22 protein-coding genes, 1 tRNA gene and 1 pseudogene are annotated in these 19,926 nt (G+C 71.2%); 19 read left to right on the top strand and 5 right to left on the bottom strand.

Annotation, left to right across the window (positions count from 1 at the left end; translation table 11 throughout):
• Positions 1 to 13 precede the first annotated feature (13 nt).
• Together ACERUN_RS01155 and ACERUN_RS01150 are read left to right on the top strand one after the other, a co-directional pair.
• Positions 14 to 2,980, top strand: coding sequence for a UPF0182 family protein (locus ACERUN_RS01155; protein WP_370287708.1), 2,967 nt, complete (start codon positions 14 to 16; stop codon positions 2,978 to 2,980).
• Positions 2,981 to 3,051: 71 nt separating this feature from the next.
• A complete protein-coding gene (locus ACERUN_RS01150) occupies positions 3,052 to 3,675 on the top strand; it encodes a trimeric intracellular cation channel family protein (protein WP_370287707.1) in 624 nt (207 codons plus the stop codon).
• A 4-nt stretch (positions 3,676 to 3,679) separates the two neighbouring features.
• On the opposite strand, the gene ACERUN_RS01145 is transcribed toward ACERUN_RS01150, so the two are convergent.
• A complete protein-coding gene (locus ACERUN_RS01145; protein ID WP_370287706.1) occupies positions 3,680 to 6,094 on the bottom strand; it encodes a putative Ig domain-containing protein in 2,415 nt (804 codons plus the stop codon).
• A gap of 144 nt (positions 6,095 to 6,238) precedes the next feature.
• On the opposite strand from ACERUN_RS01145, the gene ACERUN_RS01140 reads away from it, so the two are divergent.
• From ACERUN_RS01140 to ACERUN_RS01115, 6 genes are all read left to right on the top strand, one after another.
• Positions 6,239 to 6,312 (top strand) — tRNA-Met (locus tag ACERUN_RS01140).
• A gap of 175 nt (positions 6,313 to 6,487) precedes the next feature.
• A complete protein-coding gene (locus ACERUN_RS01135; RefSeq protein WP_370287705.1) occupies positions 6,488 to 6,691 on the top strand; it encodes a helix-turn-helix transcriptional regulator in 204 nt (67 codons plus the stop codon).
• 380 nt (positions 6,692 to 7,071) lie between these two features.
• Positions 7,072 to 7,875 (top strand): tyrosine-type recombinase/integrase, encoded by an 804-nt coding sequence (locus ACERUN_RS01130; RefSeq protein ID WP_370287704.1) that lies wholly within the window; start codon positions 7,072 to 7,074, stop codon positions 7,873 to 7,875.
• A gap of 57 nt (positions 7,876 to 7,932) precedes the next feature.
• A complete protein-coding gene (locus ACERUN_RS01125; protein WP_370287703.1) occupies positions 7,933 to 8,064 on the top strand; it encodes a hypothetical protein in 132 nt (43 codons plus the stop codon).
• A gap of 71 nt (positions 8,065 to 8,135) precedes the next feature.
• On the top strand, positions 8,136 to 8,705 hold the full coding sequence (locus ACERUN_RS01120; RefSeq protein WP_370287702.1) for an ArsR family transcriptional regulator: 570 nt from the start codon (positions 8,136 to 8,138) through the stop codon (positions 8,703 to 8,705).
• Positions 8,705 to 9,160 carry a HEPN domain-containing protein gene (locus tag ACERUN_RS01115; protein WP_370287701.1) on the top strand — a complete coding sequence of 152 codons (456 nt, stop codon included), beginning with the start codon at positions 8,705 to 8,707 and terminating at the stop codon, positions 9,158 to 9,160. The genes ACERUN_RS01120 and ACERUN_RS01115 overlap by 1 nt, the downstream gene beginning before the upstream one ends.
• Here ACERUN_RS01115 and ACERUN_RS01110 read toward each other — a convergent pair whose 3' ends face one another.
• Entirely contained in the window at positions 9,161 to 9,277 is a 117-nt protein-coding gene (locus tag ACERUN_RS01110; protein ID WP_370287721.1) for a hypothetical protein, read from the bottom strand.
• A gap of 394 nt (positions 9,278 to 9,671) precedes the next feature.
• Here ACERUN_RS01110 and ACERUN_RS01105 point away from each other — a divergent pair.
• Positions 9,672 to 10,082 (top strand): annotated as a pseudogene (locus ACERUN_RS01105) (relaxase domain-containing protein); the annotation flags it as partial.
• The gene (locus ACERUN_RS01100) at positions 10,033 to 10,416 is read left to right on the top strand and encodes a relaxase domain-containing protein (protein WP_370287700.1); all 384 of its coding nucleotides are present in this window, start codon (positions 10,033 to 10,035) and stop codon (positions 10,414 to 10,416) included. The pseudogene ACERUN_RS01105 and the gene ACERUN_RS01100, both read left to right, overlap by 50 nt.
• A gap of 40 nt (positions 10,417 to 10,456) precedes the next feature.
• Here the strand turns inward: ACERUN_RS01100 and ACERUN_RS01095 are convergent, their stop codons facing one another.
• The 3 genes from ACERUN_RS01095 to ACERUN_RS01085 form a co-directional block, all read right to left on the bottom strand.
• Positions 10,457 to 10,846: a DUF2237 family protein gene (locus ACERUN_RS01095; protein ID WP_370287699.1), complete on the bottom strand. Its 390-nt coding sequence runs from the start codon at positions 10,844 to 10,846 to the stop codon at positions 10,457 to 10,459.
• A 37-nt stretch (positions 10,847 to 10,883) separates the two neighbouring features.
• The gene (locus ACERUN_RS01090; protein ID WP_370287698.1) at positions 10,884 to 11,639 is read right to left on the bottom strand and encodes a hypothetical protein; all 756 of its coding nucleotides are present in this window, start codon (positions 11,637 to 11,639) and stop codon (positions 10,884 to 10,886) included.
• Positions 11,640 to 11,807: 168 nt separating this feature from the next.
• Entirely contained in the window at positions 11,808 to 13,013 is a 1,206-nt protein-coding gene (locus ACERUN_RS01085) for an ROK family protein (RefSeq protein ID WP_370287697.1), read from the bottom strand.
• A 114-nt stretch (positions 13,014 to 13,127) separates the two neighbouring features.
• Between ACERUN_RS01085 and ACERUN_RS01080 the strand changes: the two genes are divergently transcribed.
• The 9 genes from ACERUN_RS01080 to ACERUN_RS01040 all read left to right on the top strand — a co-directional run bounded on the left by ACERUN_RS01080 (position 13,128) and on the right by ACERUN_RS01040 (position 19,923).
• Positions 13,128 to 14,162 (top strand): substrate-binding domain-containing protein, encoded by a 1,035-nt coding sequence (locus tag ACERUN_RS01080; protein WP_370287696.1) that lies wholly within the window; start codon positions 13,128 to 13,130, stop codon positions 14,160 to 14,162.
• A gap of 65 nt (positions 14,163 to 14,227) precedes the next feature.
• Positions 14,228 to 15,271, top strand: coding sequence for an ABC transporter permease (locus tag ACERUN_RS01075; RefSeq protein ID WP_370287695.1), 1,044 nt, complete (start codon positions 14,228 to 14,230; stop codon positions 15,269 to 15,271).
• Positions 15,268 to 16,041, top strand: a complete 774-nt coding sequence (locus ACERUN_RS01070; protein ID WP_370287694.1) for an ATP-binding cassette domain-containing protein — start codon at positions 15,268 to 15,270, stop codon at positions 16,039 to 16,041. Before ACERUN_RS01075 ends, ACERUN_RS01070 begins: the two co-directional genes overlap by 4 nt.
• Before the next feature lie 52 nt (positions 16,042 to 16,093).
• Positions 16,094 to 16,960, top strand: coding sequence for a sugar phosphate isomerase/epimerase family protein (locus ACERUN_RS01065; RefSeq protein ID WP_370287693.1), 867 nt, complete (start codon positions 16,094 to 16,096; stop codon positions 16,958 to 16,960).
• The gene (locus ACERUN_RS01060) at positions 16,957 to 17,616 is read left to right on the top strand and encodes a nucleoside/nucleotide kinase family protein (RefSeq protein ID WP_370287692.1); all 660 of its coding nucleotides are present in this window, start codon (positions 16,957 to 16,959) and stop codon (positions 17,614 to 17,616) included. The genes ACERUN_RS01065 and ACERUN_RS01060 overlap by 4 nt, the downstream gene beginning before the upstream one ends.
• A 192-nt stretch (positions 17,617 to 17,808) precedes the next feature.
• Complete coding sequence (locus ACERUN_RS01055; RefSeq protein ID WP_370287691.1) at positions 17,809 to 17,982, top strand: CsbD family protein; 174 nt, start codon at positions 17,809 to 17,811, stop codon at positions 17,980 to 17,982.
• A 308-nt stretch (positions 17,983 to 18,290) separates the two neighbouring features.
• Complete coding sequence (locus ACERUN_RS01050) at positions 18,291 to 18,425, top strand: hypothetical protein (RefSeq protein WP_370287690.1); 135 nt, start codon at positions 18,291 to 18,293, stop codon at positions 18,423 to 18,425.
• 38 nt (positions 18,426 to 18,463) lie between these two features.
• Positions 18,464 to 19,207: an aquaporin Z gene (aqpZ, locus tag ACERUN_RS01045; RefSeq protein ID WP_370287689.1), complete on the top strand. Its 744-nt coding sequence runs from the start codon at positions 18,464 to 18,466 to the stop codon at positions 19,205 to 19,207.
• A gap of 140 nt (positions 19,208 to 19,347) precedes the next feature.
• Positions 19,348 to 19,923: a hypothetical protein gene (locus tag ACERUN_RS01040; protein ID WP_370287688.1), complete on the top strand. Its 576-nt coding sequence runs from the start codon at positions 19,348 to 19,350 to the stop codon at positions 19,921 to 19,923.
• The last annotated feature ends 3 nt before the right edge of the window (positions 19,924 to 19,926 follow it).

The raw sequence follows: 19,926 nt of genomic DNA, 5'->3' as shown, positions 1-19,926 counted from the left end.
TGGGTGGCAACGCATGAGTGACCTGTTCGACGAGGACCCCGAGCGCCCCGCTCCTGAGCGACCCGGACGGCGAGCCCGCGCCCTGGTGATCACCGGCGTGGTGCTGATCGTCGGCTTCTTCCTGCTCACCGCATTCGCCTCGATCTACACCGACCGGCTGTGGTTCAAGGAGGTCGGCTTCACCTCGGTCTTCAGCACCCTGCTGTGGACGAAGGTCGGCCTGTTCCTGGTGTTCGGCTCGATCATGGCCGGCGTCGTCGCGGTCAACATGTACCTCGCCTTCCGCTACCGCCCGCTGTTCCGCATGAGCGGTGGCGACGCGAGCGTGGAGCGCTACCGCGACGCGGTCACCCCGATCCGCACCTGGCTGCTCGTGGCGGTCTCCGCCGTCGTCGGACTCTTCGCCGGCACCTCGGCGCTGGGCCAGTGGCGCACCTACCTGCTGTGGAGCAACGCCGAGTCCTTCGACTCCACCGACCCCTACTTCAAGAAGGACATCGGGTTCTTCGTCTTCCGCCTGCCGTGGTGGAACTTCGTCGTCGACTACATGATGGCCGTGGCCATCGTGGCGCTGCTCGCCACCGCCGTCGTGCACTACCTCTTCGGCGGCATCCGCCTGCAGCAGAGCCACGACCGGCTCTCCGGGGCGGCGCAGGTGCAGTTCTCGGTGCTGCTCGGCATCTTCGTGCTGGCCAAGGCGGTCGACTACTACCTCGACCGCTTCGACCTGGTGACCGACAACCACCCGCGCTTCACGGGCATGAACTTCACCGGTGAGAACGCCCTGCTCCCGGCCCGCAACATCCTCGTCGGCGTGGCGATCATCTGCGCGCTGCTGTTCTTCCTCAACGTGTGGCGCCGTACGTGGCAGCTGCCCTCGGTGGGTCTCGCGCTACTTGCGCTCTCGGCGGTGCTGCTCGGCATGATCTGGCCCGCGATCGTGCAGAACTTCCAGGTCAAGCCCTCCGAGGCCGACAAGGAGCGCAGCTACATCGCGGCCAACATCGAGGCCACCCGCGACGCCTACGGCCTCAGCGACATCGAGACCGAGCCCTACCAGGGCGTGCCCACCGGCACGACCACGCAGGCCGACGGCGTCACGGTGCTCGGCCAGCTGACGAAGACCCCGGTGGTCGACCCGCAGCAGGTGCGCGAGACCTTCCAGCAGCGCCAGGCGCTGCGCGCCTACTACTCCCTGCCCACGGTCCTGGACGTCGACCGCTACACGATCGGCGGCCAGGAGGTGCCGCTGGTGCTGGGTGTGCGCGAGCTCGACCAGAGCGGCATCAACGCCTCCGACCAGAACTGGTCGAACCTGCACACCGTCTACACCCACGGCGAGGGCCTGATCGCCGGTTACGCGAACCGGATCTCGGCCAACGAGGTTAACGGTCGCATCGTGTGGGCCGAGGGCGTGCGCACCGACGACGGCGACGGCGGCGGCAACGCGCTCACGGCGGCGGAGAAGTTCGAGACCCGCGTCTACTACGGCGAGAAGAGCCCGAGCTACTCGGTCGTCGGCAAGGCGAACGCCGACGCCCCGAACAACGAGCTCGGCCTCAACCTCGACACCGCCGACAGTGCCGAGGCCGACCAGCGCACCACCTACGACGGCAAGGGCGGCGTCGACATCGGCAGCACGTTCAACCAGCTGATGTACGCCATCAAGTTCGGCGAGCCCAACTTCCTGCTGTCGGGGCGCGTCAACGGCAACTCCAAGGTGCTCTACGACCGTCGTCCGGTCGAGCGGGTGCAGAAGGTCGCGCCGTGGCTCACCCTCGACGGCGACCCCTACCCGGCCGTGGTCGACGGCAAGATCGTGTGGATCCTCGACGGCTACACCACGACCGACCGGTACCCGAACGCCCAGCGCGAGTCCTTCGACGCGATGACCACCGACTCGCTGCAGCAGAACACCGGCCTGCAGACGATCCCGACCGACGAGATCAACTACATGCGCTCGGCGGTCAAGGCCACGGTCGACGCCTACGACGGCACGGTGACGCTCTACCAGTGGGACCAGAGCGATCCGATCCTTCGCACGTGGATGAAGGCGTTCCCGGGCTCGGTGCAGCCGAAGGGCGCCATCCCCGAGGAGCTGATGAACCACCTGCGCTATCCCGAGGACCTCTTCAAGGTGCAGCGCTTCCAGCTCGCGAAGTACCACGTGACGGATCCGGGCGTCTTCTACTCGGGCAACGACCGCTGGGAGGTCCCGGAGGACCCCAACAGCGACGCCGGGCAGACCTTCCAGCCGCCGTATCGGCTCTTCTCCACCGGCGTGGACGGCACCGACGACTGGTCGTTGACGTCGGTCTTCCAGCCGCGTGGTCGCAGCACGCTGTCGGCGTACCTGCAGGTGAACTCCGACGCCACCAAGCTCGACCGGTTCGGCAAGCTGCGATTGCTCGAGGTCAGCGACCCCAACACGCCGGGTCCCGGCCAGGTCGCCAACCAGATGCAGCAGGAGGACGCCGTCTCGGCGGCGCTGCAGCAGTACCGCGTGAGCGGTGCGACGCCGCCGCGCTTCGGCAACCTGCTGACCCTGCCGGTCGACAAGGGCCTGATCTACATCCAGCCCGTGTACGCCGTGCGTGCCGCCGGTGCCGCCAGCTTCCCGATCCTGCAGTTCGTGATCGTGAAGTACGGCGACGCGGTGGGCATCGACCGCACCCTGCCCACCGCGCTGGGCACGGCGCTCGGCGTGGACCTGGGCAGCGGCACCTCCACGCCCACCACGCCGACGACCCCGACCACCCCGGGGACGCCGACGACGCCGACCACCCCGGACACCCCGTCCACGGGCGGCACGCTGGACCAGCAGATCAGCGCTGCGCTGCGTGAGGCCGACACGGCGTTCAAGGCGGCCGACACCGCGCAGGCCGCCAACGACACGGTGACCTGGGCCCAGCAGCTGGAGAAGGCGCAGGCCGCGATCCAGAAGGCCGTGCGTCTGGCCGACCAGCGCGACAACCGTTGATCCGGCCGGGAAGGGGCTGACACCCCGGCCCGAGGCGACAGGCATGGCGCCGATCCGCGAGGATCGGCGCCATGCTGCTGCTCACCCTCGATCTGCTGGGGATCTTCGTCTTCGGGGTCTCCGGGGGTCTGCTCGCGGTGCGCAACCAGCTCGACATCGTCGGCGTGCTGGTGCTCGCCACCGCCACCGGGCTCGGCGGCGGTCTGCTGCGTGACGTGCTCATCGGGGCCGTCCCGCCGCCCGCCCTGGCCGACTGGCGCTACCTCGCCGCCCCCGTGGCCGCCGGCGTGGTGACCTTCGTGTGGCACCCGGCGGTCGGCCGCTTCGAGCGCGTGATCAACGTCTTCGACGCCTTCGGGCTCGGGATGTTCGTCGTGGCGGGTGCGGTGAAGGCCCACGAGGCCGGACTGGGGCCGGTGCCCGCGGCCGTGCTGGGCTCCATCACCGGCGTCGGCGGGGGAGTCGTGCGCGACGTCCTCGTGGGGCGGATCCCGACGATCCTGCGCCACGGCGAGCTCTACGCGATCCCCGCGCTCGCGGGCGCGGGCGTCGTCGTCCTCGGGTTGGAGGTGGGGGTGGCGCAGGTCGTGATCGTCTTCGTCGGCGCCGCCGTGGCCAGCGGGTGGCGCCTGCTCGCCCTCACCCGCGGGTGGACGGCGCCCCTGCCGCGCGCCGCCGGCACGTCGGGCTCGTGAGCGCTCAGCGCACCCGGAGCGTGAACGTGCGCGTCGCGGTGACGCCGAGGCGATCGGTGACGGTGACGGTGAACCGGTAGGTGCCCGCACGGCGCGGGGTGCCGCGCAGCACCACCGCGGTCGCGGTGCTGCGGCTCGCGGGCAGTGCCAGGGTCACTCCCGACGGCAGGGTGCCCGTGCGTCGCCAGGTGAACCCGGCGACACCCCCGCTGATGCGCAGCGTCTGTGCGAAGGCCTGTCGCGTGCGGCGGGCCGGGAGGGTGGCGCTCGTGGTGTGGCTGAGGCGGGCGGCGACGACGAGGGTGACGGGCGCGGTGGCGGAGGCTTCGTCGTCCCCGGGGCCGCTGGCGGCGGTGACCTGGGCGGTGAACCGGCCGGCGGCGGTGGGCCGACCGGTCAGCGCGCCCTGGCTGCTGAGGGTCACGCCGGGCGGCAGGCCGGTCGCCGAGAACCGATAGGTGCCGTCGCCCCCGGTGGCGGTGAGGCGCTGGTCGAGGCCCACGCCGACCTCGGCGTCCGCGATGGTGCGGGAGGAGAAGGTGACCGGCGGCGTCGGCGCGGCCGCCACCACGAAGGGCACCTCGACCTCGGCGGTGGCGGCGTCCGCGTCGGTGACGGTGACGGTGAGGACGCCGCTCCCGGCCGCGGTGGGCGTGCCGGCGAGGACGCCGGTGTCGGCGTCGATGCCCAGCCCGGCGGGCAGGCCGGTGGCGTCGAAGGCGTAGGGCGCGGTGCCTCCAGCGACGTCGACGGTGGGAGCCGAGAAGGCCTCGCCGACGGTCGCGTCGGGCAGGTCGCGAGCGATCGCGGTGAGTGGATCGGCCGCGGGCACGACGGGGCCGCCGGGGCCGCTGGGGTCGACCGTGGCGGCGGTGGAGTAGGACACGGTGTAGGCACCCAGCGAGGCGTAGTCGGAGTAGCCGCCGGGCAGCAGCGGGTCGCCGCTGCCCACGCCGTCCACGCGCAGGTAGTAGGTGCCCGGGCTGTCGGTGGGCTCGGGCAGGTCCAGCGACAGCTCGGCGTCGAGCCCCTGCCCGCTCTCCTCGGTGGTGCGCATCGACGGCGGGTCGGCGACCGCCAGGGTGTTTCCGCTGGAGTCGAGGAGGGTGGCCTTCACGTCGAGGTCGGGCAGCAGTGCCGAGGGCGTCACGGTGATGCTGGAGGTGCCGGCGGCGGTGATCCGGAACAGGTCGGTGTCGGTGCGGGTGGCGATGACGCCGGCGGCCGGGACGTGGGGGACGAGGGTGGTGGCCGACGCGGTCGTGTCGCCGTGGTCGTCGGCGCGGTAGCCGAGGTCGTGGGCGATGACCGCCAGGTCGTCCTCGGTGTTGTTGGCGCCCGCGTATTCGCCGCGCGACCACTGGGTGACGGGCTGGTAGTAGCCCACGCCCATGATCGGAGCCCACGGGTCGGCACCCTCGTAGTAGTCGGTGCCGCCGCTGATGCCGTCGTGGCTGAGGCCGAAGGCGTGGCCGGCCTCGTGGGAGGCGGCCTCGGCGATCGAGCGACCGTCGGTGCCGACGCCGTCGGTGAACACCCAGGCGGGTGAGTAGTAGCCCAGGGCCTGAGGGCCCCAGGAGGCCCCGGGTTCGACGATGTCGACGTAGGCGATGCCACCGCAGCCGCAGTTCGCGCCGACCGGACCGGCGTCGGTGATCTTGACGGTGAGCCCGAAGCTCGGGTCGGTCGGGGTCGCCATCTGCATCGCGGCGGCAGGGGGCGCCTTCGTGGTGACGTTGATGTCGAAGGGTGCGAAGTCCTCAGCGACGACCTGCCACGTCCGCTGGATCTGGAGCCGGTCAGCGTCGCTGAAAGTGGCGCGGTCGGCGTCGGTGGAGAAGGCGGCGACGTCGAGAGCGCCGTACTCCGCGTTCCAGGCCGTGCCGGTGACCGCGCCGCCGGTGAAGTCAAGGTAGAGGGTACGCGGCGCGCCCGGCTTCGACTCGAGCAGGAAGGCCTGGTCGAGGGGGAGGGACGCGACCGCGGTACTGGCTGCGGAGCGGACGGGCGCGGTGGGTGAGGCGGGCTCGACGTAGAGCGGCGCACCGCAGGTGTCGAACCACAGCGTGCGGTCGGACGCCGCCTCCGCGCGCAGCTCGCCGGCCGGGATGCCCGATCGGCGCGAGGCCGCTGCGAAGAACGCCGAGCGGGTCGTCGTCCGGCCGGTCGAGGCGGGATCGGCCAGCACGTCGGCACCGCGGACGGCCGAGGTGGCGACCGGGGTGGTGCAGGCGCCACGACCGATGGCCTCGGGTGCGACGGCGCGCTCGATCGCTCGGTCGAGGGCAGCCGCCCTCGTCGGTGCGGCCGTCGGCGGTGCGTCCTGGGCCGAGGCGGCGGACGACGCCGCGGCGGCGAGCAGGGTCACCAGCGCTCCGAGCGTGGTGGCGCGGCGGGCGGTCGGCACCTTCGTGGGCAACGGTGGTCTCCTCGACTCGGCGGGCTGCACCTCCGGCGGTGGCGCTCCACTGTGCGGCTCTGATCGGCAGCACCGGCGTCCGACCGAGCGAACGGCCCCGATTTGGAGCGCTCCGGCCCCGTCACGTAACGTTGGGTTCACCGACGCGGGGTGGAGCAGCTCGGTAGCTCGCTGGGCTCATAACCCAGAGGTCGCAGGTTCAAATCCTGCCCCCGCTACGAGGAAAGTCCAGGTCAGCCCATGGTTGACCTGGACTTTCGCTTTGGGGGCGAGATGCGATCCCATCGTTGAACCATCGCATTGACAGATGCGCACCGTCGCCCAATCGGGCGTCGGCGCCGTTGGTTCCGGTCGCTTCGGGCTTCCTCGGCAACGGTCGCCCACCTACTCGGCATGAGTACGACGAAGCTGGGGCTCGAGCCCCTGATCGGGGCCGAGGAGCTCGCCGACTACCTCGGCGTCCCGATCCAGACCATCTACGACTGGCGGCAGTCCGGCCGGGCGCCGCGAGCCTTCAAACTCGGCAAGCACCTGCGGTTCGCGGTAAGCGACGGGCAGGAGTGGCTCGAGGAGCATCACGAGGCCGACCATGAGTAGGCCGCTGATCCCGATCGGCGGGTACGGCGAGATCGCGTTCATTGCCCGCGGCAAGGGCAAGGTCGTGGCGCGTACGCGCTTCCGGGACTGGGACGGCCAGACGCGGCTGGTGCAGGCGACCGCCTCGTCGAGGCCTGCGGCCGAGGTGGCGCTGAAGAAGAAGCTCACGCAGCGCAACGCCTTCCAGCCAGTCGACACCACACTCACGCCGGACAGCCCATTCCCGGCACTCGTTGACTACTGGCTCGCCGACCTCGACCTCGAAGGCCGGATCGCCTCTGCGACCCGGTTCAGCTACGAGCGCGACATGCGCAGGCTGGTCCTGCCGGCGTTCCAGGGGTTCACCCTGCGCGAGATTGGGGGTCGCCCGCTGCGATGCCTTGCTCAAGCAGCTCGGCAACAGCTCCTACTCGTCGGCCAAGCGCGCTCGGACCGTGCTGCGGCAGTCCTTCGCGCTCGCGGTCAGGCACGAGGTGCTGCCGCGCAATCCGATCGACAATGTCTCGCGGCTCCACAAGCCGAAGCGCACGCCGACCGCCCTGACCGCCGCCGAGGTCAACGCGATCCGTGCCGTCATCAAGGCGTGGGAGCTGTCGCGCGGAACGTCAGGCCCGAACCCGGACGGGCAGCTCGGCCAGATCATTGAGGTCATGCTCGGCACCTCCGCCCGCATCGGTGAGGTGCTGGCGATCCGCCGTCGCGACCTGGACCTGACGACGACTCCGGCGGCGCTGCGGATCTGCGGAACGGTGATCTCCGAGCGCGGCAAGGGGACGTATCGCCAGGAGCACCCGAAGACCGACCGGTCGAGCCGGGTCATCGCGCTGCCGAGCTTCACTGCCGTAGCGCTCCGCCGGCGGATGGCGACCATGCGCGACCACTCACTCGACGCCTTGGTGTTCTGCAGCCGCGAGTGCACGCCGCTCACCACCGCCAACGTCCGCCGGCAGCTCCGCAAGGTCCTCGGCGACGCCGGCATCGAGGGCGTCACGCCGCACATGTTCCGACGCACTGTCGCCACCGTGGTGAACGAGCAGGCGAGCCTCAATCTCGCCTCCGAGCTGCTCGGCCACACCGGCCCCAAGGTGACCGTCGAGCACTACATCCGTCGCAACGAGCAGGTGAACCCGCTGACCGCCAAGCTCCTCGACGCGGCGTTCGGCCCGGACGGCGCTCATGAGTAATCGGGTGGGCTCGTGTCGGTGGTCGTGCGTACGGTCGCGTACGAAGGAGGGATGATCATGAGCGGCCAACTGCGCACCATGGATGATCTTTGGCGCCTTGCTGCGGCCGGCGTCATCGATGAGGAGATCTGCGTGCTCTGCCGCGTCGAGGCGTGGGAGAGGGGCGAGAGCTCGAGCGGATCAGTCTGATGCAGACAGGCTTGTCACTCCCTATAAACGGGATATATCTTCCAGTTATGCGTAGCGATGGTCCAGCTCTGATGCCGGTGTTCCGATCGCAGCACCAGGCGGAGCTGCTGATGTGGCTGCTGCTGCATCCCGAGCAGGAGTACGGCGTGACCGAGATGGCCGCGCGCCTCGGAGTCCCGCTGTCCACGCTGCACCGCGAGGTGATCCGCCTCGACGAGGCCGGTGTGGTGGCCAGCCGCACCCAGGGCCGCAACCGGCTGATCCGAGCCAACGTCGACCACCCGGCCGCGAAGGCGCTGACCCAGCTCCTGGAGATCACCTTCGGGCCGCGAGCGGTCATCGCCGAGGAGTTCGCGATCGAAGGCGCCGAACAGGTCGTGATCTTCGGCTCATGGGCTGCTCGCTACGAGGGCCAGTCCGGCCCGCCGCCCCACGACATCGACGTGCTCGTCGTGGGCAAGGTCGACCGGGCCGACCTCTACGAGGCGGCCGACCGAGCGAACGAGCGTCTGGGGATCGAGGTCAACCCGGTCGTGCGCACGGCGAAGCAATGGGCTGACCCGCAGGACGCCCTCGTCGCCCAGGTCAAGGAGTCCGCGCACGTCACGGTCCTCGACTCGCGTGAGCAGGGGCTTTCCTGATGGCCCGCTGGACGCGCGGCGAGTCCGACGTCGAAGCGCTGCTCGCGGCGGGCGAACTGCAGAAGCTGACCGGTTCCGCTGCCAACGGCGAGCGGCTCCTTGAGAAGGCGACCGTCACCTTGTCGACCGCCCGTTCCGCCGTTGGAACCGACCCTGACTCGGCGTTCGTCCTGGCCTACGACGCCGCACGTCAGGCACTGACCGCCTTGCTCGCTCATCAAGGGCTGCGACCGACGACGAAGGGTGGGCACTACGCCGTCGAGCGCGCCGTCCGTGCGCAGTTCGGTCCTGGCTTCCGGCAGTTCGGCGCGCTCCGTCGTCGGCGCAACGAGCTCGAGTATCCCGAGCGCCCGGGTGACTACGCCACGCAGGATGAGGCTGCGGAAGCCGTCGACAACGCGGAGGCGATCATCGCAGCGGCGCAAGGCATTCTCGATCAGCTCGGATTGTTCTGATCAGACCAGGCGATAGCGAGCCCGCACCCGCTCGCCCAGTTGCCGTTCGTCGATCTCGCCGCGCACGAATGCGTCCTGGTCGGCGCGGGTGGCGTCGCTGCTGCGGGAGCCCTCCAGTTCGGATGACCGCCGAAACCTGTGCCGTTGCCCGCGACCAGGAGTGCAGTGTCCGTCAGCACAAACCTTGCGCGACCACTCGTTCCCGTTTCGCGAGCGGCATCGTTCGCATTCTGGAGCAGCTCAAACGGGTAGCGCCCGGAGTACTGCTGGCGCACGAGCTCCTGCTCACCGCCACGCTCATCGAGCGACCGCAGGGCGTACTCACGCCCGCCAGAGCCTATGAGCAACTTCAGATTGGCGACCTCTTCAGCATGTTGCCGGGCTGCTGGGTCGATCGGCTCGTCGGACATCACCAGGAAGCATGCCTCACGGATCCGACACCTTGGGGCCTTTCGTCGATGCCAGGCCCGGCACGACGTGAGCACCTACCTCCTGCAAGGAGGTGTGCACGATGGTGGTGTCGCTGCGCAGGATGTCGGCCGGCCACGGCTACAAGTACCTGCTCAAGACGGTCGTCGTGGGCGATGGGGAGCGCGACCTATCGACCCCGCTCACGCGCTACTACGCAGAGACCGGCACCCCGCCCGGGCGATGGATGGGTTCCGGAGTCGCTGACCTCGGACTCAAGGAAGGCAGCGAGGTCACGCAGGCGCAGCTGGAACTGCTCATCGGTCACGGCCGACACCCGCTCACCGGGGAACAGCTCGGCCGCGCCTACCCGGTCTACGGGAGCATCAAGTAGAAGGCGGTGGCCGGCTTCGACCTCTCCTTCTCGATCCCGAAGTCGGCGAGCGTCCTGTGGGGCGTCGCCGATGCTGGCACCCAGGCGATCATCGCCAACGCCCACCACGACGCGATCAGGGACGTCTTCGCCTTCGTGGAGCGAGAGCTCGCCACCACCCGCATGGGATGGCACGCCGGACGGCGCGGTCGCGCAGGTCGAGACAACGGGCCTCATCGCGACTGCCTACGACCACTGGGACTCCCGCACCGGCGACCCGCACATGCACACGCACGTCGTCATCAGCAACAAGACGCTCACGGCGCTCGACCGGAAGTGGCGCTCGCTGGACAGTCGCGCCATGTACGCGTGGGCAGTGGCAGTGTCCGAACTGCACCAGGCGGTCTTCGCCGATCACCTCACGCGTGCGCTCGGCGTGGACTGGGAGCCGTCGTCTTTCTACGCTGTTTCCTGAGGTATCCGCTTGTCGCCCGCTGCGGACGGTTGCCCGGCGCTCAGTCGAGCCCGCTGAGGTCCTCGGGGACGTCGACCGCGTACTCGCGGAGGACCTCGAGCGGCACCATGCCCAGCACGGCCTCGTTGGTGGCCGCCAGCCGCACGGGGGCCGCCGCGCCGTCGTGGTGGGCGCGCAGCCAGTTGTGGGCGGTCACGCACCACGGGTCGCCCGGCTTGAGCCCGGGGAAGCCGTACTCGGGGCGCGGGGTCGACAGGTCGTTGCCGATCGCCTTCTGGTGGGCCAGGAACGTCTCGCTGACGACCGCGCAGACGGTGTGGACGACGCGATCGTCGCCGCCGGTGTTGCAGCAGCCGTCGCGGAAGAAGCCGGTCAGGGGCTCGGTGCCGCACGGCTCCAGCTCGCCGCCGAGGACGTTGCGCTCGCTCACGCCCCCAGTCTCGGGCACGCGCCCAACCTCGGCCCGGCTAGGAGCCGAACCGGGCAAGCCGGTCGATGATCGTCTGCAGCACCTCCGCACCGCGGGGGCCGCGGAAGATGGCCTGCGCGTGCGCCTTGCCGGGCAGGACGATCGCCCTGTTCTGCGAGCCGGGCGCTGTCCTCGCCAGCTCGGGGGACACCCCGCCCACCCGCTCGTCGCGGCTCGCGATGAAGAGCTTCGGCTCGCTGCCCAGCCCGTCGACGGGCACAGTGGGGGAGAGCAGGATGAGCTGGTCGGGAAGATCCGGCTGGGCGCGGGCCAGCGCGAGGGTGGCGTCGGCTCCGGCGCTGGCGCCGACGAGCGCGACGCGGGGGTGGCCGTCGTCCTGCAGAAAGCGCACGGCGGCGGCGATGGCGTCGGGGCTGATGTCCTCGACAGCGACCACGGTGTTGCCGGCGGCGGCGATGGCGCGCGCCTGGCGGCGCCAGCTGATCGCGTCGTAGCTGGCCCCGTGGGCGAGCACCACGCCGTACGCGCCGTCGCCCCAGCGCAGAGCGGGGGAGCCGTCGATGGTGATGCGCTGCATCGTGGTCGCGGAGCCCGCCGAGCCCGAGGACGACGCGCTCGCGGCGACTGAGCCGGGCGTTGCGCCGGTGGCACCGGCGCTCGGAGCCGATGACGACGGTGCGGGCGAGCCGGTGGGGTCGGAGCCGGCGGCTTCGTCGGTGCCGTCGGTGCCGCAGGCGGCCGCGGTCGAGGCCACGAGCACGAGGGCGACCAGTCGGAGGACGAGGGTGCGCATGCTCTCGACACTAGGTCGCCCCGTCGAACCGAGGCGCGCCGCGGCGATGTCCGGCTGCCTGAGCGGCAGGCGGGCGTCGTCCACGAGGGCGCCCTCTCGGGGACCGCAACGCGCCCTCTCGGCGCCCGGAACGCGCCCTCTCGGCGACCGGAACGCGCCCTGTCGGCGTCAGGGGGAGGGGAGGAGGCGGGCGTCGATGCGGTGGGGGGCGAAGATGTGGTCGGCGAGCAGGAGGGCCAGGCCGACCGAGCCGGCGCGGACGTCGAGGCGGCTGCGCTGCAGCTCGAGGCGGCGCGTGGCGAGCGGGAGCGAGCGGGAGTAGACCATCTCGCGCAGGCCGGCGAAGATCTGCTCCTCGGCCTCGGCGAGCTGTCCGCCGATGACCACGACGCGGGGGTTGAGCAGGTTCACGGCCTCCGAGAGCGCGATGCCCAGGGTGCGGCCCGCGGCGCGCGCGAGCGCGACGGCCTCGGGGTCGGCCACGCGGATGCGCTCGACGAGGTCGTCGACGGTCTCGACCTCGCGCCCGGCGGCCTTGAGGTCGCGCAGCATCGCCCACCCGCCGGCGCTCGCCTCGACGCAGCCGCGGTTGCCGCAGCGGCACAGGGGAGCGTCGTCGTTGTCGACACCCAGCTGCGTGTGGCCGATGTCGCCGGCCGCGCCGTCGGCACCGCGGTGGATGCGACCGCCCGCGATGATGCCTGAGCCGACACCGGTACCGAGCTTGACCATCACCATCGTGTCGGCCTCGGGGTGGTGGGTGCGGTACTCGCCCCACGCCATGGCCGTGGCGTCCTTCTCGAGCAGCAGCGGGCAGGCGTAGGTGCGCGCGAACCAGCCGCGCACGTCGAAGCGGTCCCAGCCGGTCATGATCGGCGGGCTGACGACGGTGGCCTGCTCGTGGTCGACCGGGCCGGGCACCGACAGTGCGATGCCGGCGACGTCGTCGGGGGAGTGCTCCGAGCGCTGGAGCAGCTCGGCGAAAAGCCCCTCGACCCGGGTGAGCACCGCCTCCGGACCGTCGGTGACGGCGCTGGCCAGCGGGATGTCGAGCCGCACCGCGCCGGTGAGGTCGCACAGCGCGGCGCGCATCGCGGTGGCGCCGATGTCGCACACCAGCAGCACGCCGCCCTCACCGTGGAAGGCGAAGGATCCCGCGGGCCGCCCCCGCCCGCGGCCGGGCTGCACGTCGGGGTCGCGGCCCACGATGAGGCCCGCCTCGAGGAGCAGGTCGATGCGCTGGTTGACCGTCGAGCGCGACAGGCCCGTGCGATCCATGACCTCCGCCCGGGTGAGGGCCCCGCCGGCCCGGAAGAGTCCGAGCACCTCGCCGGGGCCCGCCCCGAGGAGGCCGGTGGTGGAGGTGAGGGTCATGGGCGGCATCGTAATAAATGTTGACGGAGAACGGAATAGCGGTGATTAATGCTTGACAGATGTCGTTAATGGCCGTGGAATGAGACCGATCCCACACCACCCGCTGGAGGAACCATGCGCACCAACCCCCGCCCCCGCGTCATCGCCACCGCCGTCCTCGCGGTCGCCGGCCTCACCCTGTCGGCCTGCGGCGGCAACGACAGCGCCAGCTCGGGAGCCGACGGCAACGGCGACTCCTCGATCGCCGCCGTCATCAAGGGCCTCGACAACCCGTTCTTCCAGCAGATGGAGAAGGGCATCGACGCCGGTGCCGAGGCCGGCGGCGCGAAGGTCAGCGTGCAGGCCGCCAGCGACATCGCCGACACCACCGGCCAGCTCGACAAGCTCACCAACGCCGTCACCAAGGACCCCGGTTGCGTCATCGTGAACCCGATCGACGGCACCAACCTCATCCAGGGCATGGCGCAGCTCGCCGCCAAGGACATCCCGATCGTCAACATCGACTCGCCCGTCGACGCCGACGCCGCCAAGCAGGCCGACGCCACGCCGTCCACCTACATCGGCACCGACAACGGCGAGGCCGGCAAGACCGCCGGCGAGCACATGCTCACCCTGCTGCCGAAGGGCAGCGAGGTGGCGCTCATCGGCGGCGTCGCCGGCGACGTCACCAGCAAGGCCCGCCTCGACGGCTTCACCGACGGAGTGGCCGGCGGCCTCGACATCATCCAGACCGTCGCCGCCAACTGGCAGCGCGACGAGGCCCTCACCCAGGCCACCACGCTGCTGCGCGCCAACCCCGACCTCGCCGGCTTCTTCGTGGCCAACGACGACATGGCCCTCGGCGTGGCGCGCGCGGTGTCCGACACCGGTCGCACCGGCAAGGTCAAGATCATCAGTGTGGACGGCGTGGAGGACGGCCTCAAGGGCGTGCAGAGCGGCGAGCTCGCCGCCGTCGTCGCCCAGTACCCCTACGCCATCGGCGAGATGGGCGTGAACGCCTGCCGCGCCGCCATCGCCGGCAAGAAGCTGCCCGCCGACGTCACCGCCCCCATCGCGCTCGTCACCAAGGACAACGTCGACAAGGCCCTGCAGGCCGCGCCGGCGCCGTTCGAGAGCTACGACGACCCGTTCGCCGAGCTCGCCAAGTGAGCACCACCGCCCAGCCCCGCCGCATCGGCGGCGACGACCGGCCTGACCCCCTCGGGAGGAGCCCCATGAGTGCCGACGCCTCGGCGCGATCCACCACCGGTGAGGACGCCGCGCCCGCCACCGGCACGGCGAAGGACGCCGGTACGGCGAAGGACGCCGGCGCGGCGCGCGGGCGTCGTCCCCTGTTCGACGTGGCGCTGTGGGCCGACTGGGCCGCGCTGATCGGCCTCGTCGTGCTGGTGGTGGTCTTCACCGCGCTGGACCCCGGCTTCCTCAGCGGCGGCAACGTCGAGGGGATGCTCGCCGCCTCCGCCGCGCTGCTCGTGCTCGCGGTGGCGCAGACCTTCGTGGTCGCCACCGCCGGCATCGACCTGTCGATCGCGTCGGTGATGACCCTCGGCATCGTCGTGCTCGGGCAGCTGCACCAGGCGGGCCAACCGCTGGCGGTGGCGATGGGCGGCGCCGTCGTGGCCGGTCTGCTGGCCGGCGTGGTCAACGGCCTGCTCGTGGCCAAGGCCAAGATCACCGACTTCGTCGTGACCCTCGGCATGCTCTCGGCCGCCTCCGGCCTCGCGCTCATCCTCTCCGACGGTCAGCCGGTGACGATCACGGAGAAGTTCTTCTTCACCGTCTCCCTCGACGGTCCCGTGCCCCTGGTGAGCTGGATCGTGGTGGTCGCGATCGTGATCGCGGCGATCGCCCACGTCGTCCTCTTTCACACCCGGTTCGGCACCCACGTGCTCGCCACCGGCGGCAACCCCGAGGCGGCCAGCGCCACCGGCATCAGCACCGCTCGCGTGAAGATCGCGGTCTATGCGATCGCCGGCCTGCTCGCCGGTGTCGCGGCGATCATCGTGGTCACCCGACTCGGGTCGACGCCGCCGGCCGCCAACACGACCTACCTGCTCAACTCGGTGGCGGCCGTCGTCCTCGGCGGGGTGAGCCTGTTCGGGGGCAGGGCGAGCATCCTCGGGCCGATCTTCGGTGCCCTGCTGCTCACCGTCCTGCTCAACGGACTCACCACGCTCGGCGTCTCGCAGTACTACCAGCCCCTGTCCGTCGGTGTGGTCGTCGTGGCCGCCGCGTTCTTGATGAGGTTCCAGAAATGACCGGCCTGCACGCGGCTCCCGCATCCTCGGCCCCCGCCACGACCCCGCTGCTCGAGGCCCGCGACGTGTCCCTGTCGTTCGGCAGCGTCCGCGCGCTGCGCGACGTCCACGTCACGGTCGCCCCCGGTGAGATCACCGCCCTGGTGGGCGACAACGGTGCCGGCAAGTCCACCCTCGTGCGGTGCTTCTCGGGGGTGCACACCCCCGACAGCGGCGAGATCCTGCTCGGCGGCCAGCCGGTGCGCTTCTCCACCCCGGAGGCCGCGCGCGACGCCGGCATCGAGACCGTGCACCAGAACCTCGCGCTCGTCGAGGACCTCACCGTGTGGCAGAACCTGTTCCTCAACCGCGAGCACACCCGCTTCGGGATGCTCGACCGGCGCCGGATGCGCCGCGAGGCCGCCGACATGGTCTCGCAGCTCGCGGTCAACGTGCCCGAGGTGACCTCGCGCGTGCGCCGGCTCTCGGGCGGTCAGCGGCAGGCAGTGGCGATCTGCCGCGCCGCCGGCTTCAGCTCGCAGCTGGTGATCATGGACGAGCCCACCGCCGCCCTCGGCGTGCAGGAGACCGCCCGGGTGGAGGAGCTCATCCTGCGCCTGCGCGACGAGGGCCATGCCGTGCTCCTCATCAGCCACAACTTCGACCAGGTGATGCGGCTGAGCCAACAGGTGTGGGTGATGCGCGCCGGTCGCTGCGTGGCCGGACGACGCACCGCCGCCACCACCGGCCAGGAGATCGTCGGCCTCATCACCGGCGCGATCGCGGCCTGAGCGCCCTGCCCCCTCTCCCGGGCCCCCCCACCACTTCTCGAAAGGCATCTCGATGACCAACCCCCTCGGCGTGCACGCCCTCGTCTGGGTCGGCGGCACCACGCCCGCCGACGTCGCCACCGCGGTGGCCCAGACCAAGGCCGCCGGCTACGACCTGCTCGAGCTCTCGCTGCACGACGCCACCAACCTCGACACCGCCGCGGCCCGCCGCGAGCTCGAGGACGCCGGCCTGGCGATCGCCTGCTCGCGCGGACTCGCCTTCGACGCCGACGTCTCCAGCGACGACGCCGCCGTGGTCGAGCGTGGCGCCCGGCTGCTGCACGACTCGCTGCGCATCACCCATGAGCTCGGCGGGCGCCACTTCACCGGCGCCCTCTACAGCGCGCTCGGCAAGTACGGCGCGCCGCTCTCGAGCGGCGGGCGGGCGAACGTCGTCCAGGTGCTGAAGGAGCTGGCGGCCGAGGCCGCGGACCTGGGGATGACCCTCGGGCTCGAGATCTGCAACCGCTACGAGACCAACGTGATCAACACCGCCGCCGACGCGCTGCGCCTGGCCGACGACATCGGCGCCGACAACGTCACGATCCACCTCGACACCTACCACATGAACATCGAGGAGGACTCCCTCGACGGACCGGTGCGGCTGGTGGGGGAGCGGCTCGGCTACGTGCACATCGGCGAGAACCACCGCGGCTACCTCGGCAGCGGCCACCTCGACTTCGACAGCTTCTTCGCCGCCCTGGCCGAGATCCGCTACGCCGGCCCGATCACGTTCGAGTCCTTCTCCTCGGCCGTCGTCTCACCCACGTTGTCGAACGACCTCGCCGTCTGGCGCAACCTCTGGGACGACGGCATGGACCTCGCCACGCGCGCCCGCACGTTCATGAGCGAGCAGCTGCAGCGGCACGCGGGCGCATGACGGTCGCCGTCGCCCTGCTCGACGACCTGGTCGCCCGGGCGCACCGGTTGATCGCCTCGGCGGCCGGCGCACGGGTGGTGCTGGGTGTCGCCGGGCTCCCCGGTGCCGGCAAGTCGACCGTGGCCGAGGCCCTCGTCGCCGCCCTCGCCGCATCGCCTCCGGCCGGTCGCGACGAGCGGTGGGTCGCGCATCTCCCGATGGACGGCTACCACCTCGCCGACGCGCAGCTCGACGTGCTCGGGCTGCGCGATCGCAAGGGCGCCCCTGAGACCTTCGACGTCGACGGCTACGTGGCCGCCCTGCACCGCGTGCGGGACGCGACGCGGGCGGTCTACGTGCCGGGCTTCGAGCGTGACCTCGAGCAGCCCATCGCTGCTGCGCTGGTGACGCCCGCCGAGGCGCGCATCGTCGTCACGGAGGGCAACTACCTGCTGCTCGACTCCGGCGGGTGGCAGGAGGTGCGTGGTGCGCTCGACGAGGTGTGGTTCGTCGACGTCGACCAGGAGCAGCGGGTCGAGCGGTTGATCGCCCGCCACGTGCGCTTCGGCAAGTCGTCGGAGGCGGCCCGGGAGTGGGTGCTGCGCAGCGACGAGGCCAACGCCCGTCTCGTCGCAGCCACGCGCGACGCCGCGGATCTCGTCGTCCACCTGGACTGACGACCTCTGCCCCTTCGGCAGCCGGAACGCGCCCCTTCGGCAGCCGGAACGCGCCCTGTCGGCGGGGATGTGGCGCAGGACACGCGGACGTCGCGTGACGAATCGGGGGCGGAGTGCGACCAACAGACGTCAAGAGCCGGACAGCGGATCATCCGCCCGACCGGCACCACCACCGCTGAGAGGAGCATGATCATGGGTCTCGCAGACAAGGCCAAGAACGCCGCCGAGGACCTCATCGGCAAGGCCAAGGAGGTCGTGGGGGACGCCACCAACGACGACAAGCTGAAGGCCGAGGGCAAGAAGGACCAGGCCTCGTCGTCCGTCAAGGACGCCGGCGAGAACATCAAGGACGCCTTCAAGAAGTGACGTCCTGAACCACCGACGACCCGGTGGCGGCTTCGGCCGTCACCGGGTCGTCGGCTTTTTCCGGGGGCCGCCTCGGCGAGGCATGACCGGTGTCACAGAAGTCGTGCGTGACGAATCGCCGGCAGGCAGCGACTTACTGACATCACCGCGACGGGAGATCGCGGACGCCGCCGGCCCGTGCGGCTCGGAAAGCCCGGGCCCGGAGGCGTCACCCGATCGGCTGCTCCCCGCCGCGCTGCATCCTGCCCATCGTGCGGGAGGCCCTCGCGGCCTCTCGCGACCCTGCTCGAACGAAGGAAGTGATCCGCATGGCTCACCCCAAGCGCAACCTGTTCGCCGTCCTCGGCTGGATCGTCTGGAAGCTGCTGGCCCTGGTCGGTCTGCCCATGGCCAAGAAGAAGGTCCAGGAGAACCGCAGCGGTCGCCGTCACAGCCGCCGCTGAACCACCATCCACCCGTCAGAGCGAAGGAGGAATCACCGATGTCCCGCAAGAGCAACGGCGCCCACGCCACGGCCGCTGACGCCGCCCCCCGCACCTACACCACCGCCCAGCGTCTGGGTGCCGAGTTCCTCGGCACGCTCTGGCTGGTGCTCGGCGGCTGCGGCACGGCCGTGCTCGCCGGCAACGAGGTCGGCTTCGGCGGCGTCGCGGCGGCGTTCGGCCTCACCGTGCTCACCGGCGCCTACGCCTTCGGCCCCATCTCGGGTGGCCACTTCAACCCGGCCGTGTCCATCGGCCTGGCGAGCGCCCGCCGCTTCGACTGGAAGGACGTGCCCGCGTATGCCGCTGCTCAGGTGGTCGGTGCGACCGTCGGCGCCCTGCTGCTGCTCGGCATCGCCAACGGCACGGCCGGCTTCGACCCGGTCGAGACCGGCTTCGCGAGCAACGGCTTCGGCGACCGCTCGCCCGGCGGCTACGGGCTCGGCGCGGTGATCATCACCGAGGTCGTGCTCACGGCCTTCTTCCTGCTGGTCATCCTCGGCGCCACCGCCAAGCGCGCGACCGCAGCGGTCACCGGCCTGACCATCGGCCTCGCCCTGACCCTGATCCACTTGATCTCGATCCCCGTCAGCAACACCTCGGTCAACCCCGCCCGCTCGCTCGCCACGGCCTTCTTCGCCGGCGGTGACGCGCTCGGCCAGGTCTGGGTGTTCATCCTCGCCCCGATCGTCGGCGCGGTGCTCGGCGCGGTGATCCACCGCCAGCTGCTCGGCGACGACTGACCGCACCACCCAGCACCACCCAGCACCACCCCGCACGGCGCCCGCATCCGCCGTCCACCGCTCGGCCCTCGGGTCGGGGTGGGCGGCGGATGTCGTGCGTCCGGCCCGCGCGAGCCGGCGCCGGTGGGAGGATGACGGGCGTGAAGCGACTCCTTGCGCCCCTGGCCGCGATCGCCGCGCTCGCCGTGGTCGCGCGGGTCGTCATCGGCGTGGACGCCGCGAGGGCGCTCGGCCTGTTCGCCCCGCTGCCGCCGCTGCTCACCTTCGCGATCCTCGCGGCCGTGCCGCTGGTGGCGATGCTCGTCGCGATCCCGCTGCTGGGGCGGCGCCCGGGCGCGCAGCGCGGCCCCGCAGCGCTCGGGGTGGTGCTCCGATCGGTGTTCCTCCTCCTCGTCGGCCTCGTCGCGGTGCTGGGCGCCTGTCTCGTCCCGGGGCGTTACGACGGGGAGCAGTCGCGGGCCGCGGTGGCGGCGACGCTCGTCGACGCCGGGCTCGACGCGCGCTGGGGGCCCGTGCTCCTCAACCTGCTGGCGGCGGCACCGGCGGTGCCTCTCGTCGTCCTGCTCGTGTTCGTGGCACTGGCGGCGCGTCGTCCGCCCGAGCGGCCGAGGAGGAGCCTGCACGCGCGCACGGTGCTGCTGGTCAGCGCGCTGGTCTGGGTCGTGACCGCCGCAGCCGTCTGGCTCGCCCATCCGACGCCGACGAGCCTCGCCTAGACT

Origin of the sequence: Nocardioides sp. (assembly GCF_964229035.1) — a bacterium.
Classification (GTDB): domain Bacteria; phylum Actinomycetota; class Actinomycetes; order Propionibacteriales; family Nocardioidaceae; genus Nocardioides.
The sequence above is the reverse complement of the archived record's forward strand: the minus strand, read 5'-3'. Positions and strand labels throughout refer to the sequence as shown.

Bases quoted from the DNA above. Each gene is read 5' to 3' on its own strand.
- ACERUN_RS01080 (WP_370287696.1), top strand. From the start codon at position 13,128: ATGCGCACCAACCCCCGCCCCCGCGTCATCGCCACCGCCGTCCTCGCG.
- ACERUN_RS01055 (WP_370287691.1), top strand. From the start codon at position 17,809: ATGGGTCTCGCAGACAAGGCCAAGAACGCCGCCGAGGACCTCATCGGC.
- ACERUN_RS01060 (WP_370287692.1), top strand. From the start codon at position 16,957: ATGACGGTCGCCGTCGCCCTGCTCGACGACCTGGTCGCCCGGGCGCAC.
- ACERUN_RS01070 (WP_370287694.1), top strand. From the start codon at position 15,268: ATGACCGGCCTGCACGCGGCTCCCGCATCCTCGGCCCCCGCCACGACC.
- ACERUN_RS01075 (WP_370287695.1), top strand. From the start codon at position 14,228: ATGAGTGCCGACGCCTCGGCGCGATCCACCACCGGTGAGGACGCCGCG.
- ACERUN_RS01090 (WP_370287698.1), bottom strand. From the start codon at position 11,639: ATGCGCACCCTCGTCCTCCGACTGGTCGCCCTCGTGCTCGTGGCCTCG.
- ACERUN_RS01155 (WP_370287708.1), top strand. From the start codon at position 14: ATGAGTGACCTGTTCGACGAGGACCCCGAGCGCCCCGCTCCTGAGCGA.
- ACERUN_RS01050 (WP_370287690.1), top strand. From the start codon at position 18,291: ATGGCTCACCCCAAGCGCAACCTGTTCGCCGTCCTCGGCTGGATCGTC.
- ACERUN_RS01125 (WP_370287703.1), top strand. From the start codon at position 7,933: ATGAGCGGCCAACTGCGCACCATGGATGATCTTTGGCGCCTTGCTGCG.
- ACERUN_RS01150 (WP_370287707.1), top strand. From the start codon at position 3,052: ATGCTGCTGCTCACCCTCGATCTGCTGGGGATCTTCGTCTTCGGGGTC.
- ACERUN_RS01065 (WP_370287693.1), top strand. From the start codon at position 16,094: ATGACCAACCCCCTCGGCGTGCACGCCCTCGTCTGGGTCGGCGGCACC.
- ACERUN_RS01100 (WP_370287700.1), top strand. From the start codon at position 10,033: ATGCTGGCACCCAGGCGATCATCGCCAACGCCCACCACGACGCGATCA.
- ACERUN_RS01085 (WP_370287697.1), bottom strand. From the start codon at position 13,013: ATGACCCTCACCTCCACCACCGGCCTCCTCGGGGCGGGCCCCGGCGAG.
- ACERUN_RS01115 (WP_370287701.1), top strand. From the start codon at position 8,705: ATGGCCCGCTGGACGCGCGGCGAGTCCGACGTCGAAGCGCTGCTCGCG.
- ACERUN_RS01135 (WP_370287705.1), top strand. From the start codon at position 6,488: ATGAGTACGACGAAGCTGGGGCTCGAGCCCCTGATCGGGGCCGAGGAG.
- ACERUN_RS01120 (WP_370287702.1), top strand. From the start codon at position 8,136: ATGCCGGTGTTCCGATCGCAGCACCAGGCGGAGCTGCTGATGTGGCTG.
- aqpZ (WP_370287689.1), top strand. From the start codon at position 18,464: ATGTCCCGCAAGAGCAACGGCGCCCACGCCACGGCCGCTGACGCCGCC.